This is a genomic window from uncultured Succinatimonas sp., from assembly GCF_905203285.1.
Taxonomy (GTDB): domain Bacteria; phylum Pseudomonadota; class Gammaproteobacteria; order Enterobacterales; family Succinivibrionaceae; genus Succinatimonas.
In genome coordinates this window covers 1-1,322 of record NZ_CAJKVK010000157.1, presented here as the reverse complement: position 1 = coordinate 1,322, position 1,322 = coordinate 1, and the positions used below count along the sequence as shown (strand labels likewise).

General features: G+C 35.4%; 2 protein-coding genes. Both read right to left on the bottom strand.

All coding sequences use genetic code 11. The features are described 5' to 3' along the window. On the bottom strand, positions 1–266 hold a 266-nt coding region (locus tag QZ019_RS09810; RefSeq protein ID WP_295484648.1), incomplete at its 3' end, for a hypothetical protein. A gap of 63 nt (positions 267–329) precedes the next feature. Next, positions 330–1,256, bottom strand: coding sequence for an Rpn family recombination-promoting nuclease/putative transposase (locus tag QZ019_RS09805; protein WP_295484647.1), 927 nt, complete (start codon positions 1,254–1,256; stop codon positions 330–332). Positions 1,257–1,322 lie beyond the last annotated feature (66 nt).

Genomic DNA, 1,322 nt, shown 5'->3' with positions numbered 1-1,322 from the left:
GTGCAATTTAATCCTTTTTTGATGGTTTGTTCATCAAGACCAATTTTAAGCAAGCCTTTTATATTTTGCAGTAATGTTTTTTTTGCCTCCTCTGCATAGACCTGTAGACGTCCTATTTCGCGACCTTCAGCTAGTCCTTTTTGAAAAGCTTCTTCTATTTCCCTCTTGAACCAGTTTTCTCGGGAATTTTGATCAAGATATTCTTTTTTACGCATTAAATCTTCAAAAAAACGTTCATCATAAATTGTATTTCTCAATATTGCCATGTGCTTATTATCTCCGCTTAAATTGAGCCTTAAGGTATTTATTTTATTGCTGTAAGGTCATATTTATTGAGCTTTGGCTTCCTGTATCTGCTCATCCGTGCAATTTAATGCTTTTTTGATACTGTTTTCATCCATGCCGAATTTAAGCAAGCCTTTTATATTTTGTAATAAATTTGTTTTTGCTCCTTTTTTCATGCCCTCTTGCAGAGCTTCCTCTTTTTCTCTCTTAGCCCAGTTCTCACGGGAATTTTGATCGAGATACGCCTTTTCTTTCGCTAAGTATTCATACCAGCTCGCATCATCCATGGTATATTTTTTCTCAAACATAATCGCCTCCTTAATGAGAGGATCGTTTTCCTTCAGTTCAGCTATAAGCTTTGGATCGCTTACCGTCAGATATGTCAGCCAACGGTTTAAGCGATTACTTTCCTTTATGCTTTTGCTGCTGTTCTCTGTACTTATTTTGCGCCATTTGGGCAATTCAATGAAAAAGAAATCAATATCATCATTTAGAATTCTATCATGATTGTATTTTCTTAACTGATAACGACTTAGAAATTCTTCATCCTCATCAAGCTTGAAGTTGACGATATTAACCATGATACACGGTCGTAAATTTGCATAATCATCACCTGATTTAATTCCTCTTTCGTACAGCGTGGAAAAATAATAGAGAGTACGCTTGCGTATGGTGTTACTTGAGCTGTTGAGCAATTGGATTTCAATGTCAATGATACTGCCGTCATCAATTTGAGCCATTAAATCCATACGGCACGCTTTGCCGTTGTCTGTAATCGGATCGATTTCACGGTTTAAATAAGATAACGTATTGATAATGATGCGTCTGCCTTTAGGAACACTTTCAAACATGGAGTTTAATAAAGAAATAAGATATTTCTCGTGTCCTGGTCGGCCGAAGAGGTTTTTAAAGAAAGCGTCGTTTAATCTGTTGATGATTTTGCGTTCATTTTTATCATTTTGCGTATTCATAATTAATCCTTAGGTTAAAAATGAAGGCGCCACTTTACAATAAAACCCTTAAATAATAAATAGTTA

What these genes read in the sequence shown, in the direction of transcription:
- QZ019_RS09805 (WP_295484647.1), bottom strand. Translation starts at nt 1,256, where the DNA reads ATGAATACGCAAAATGATAAAAATGAACGCAAAATCATCAACAGATTA.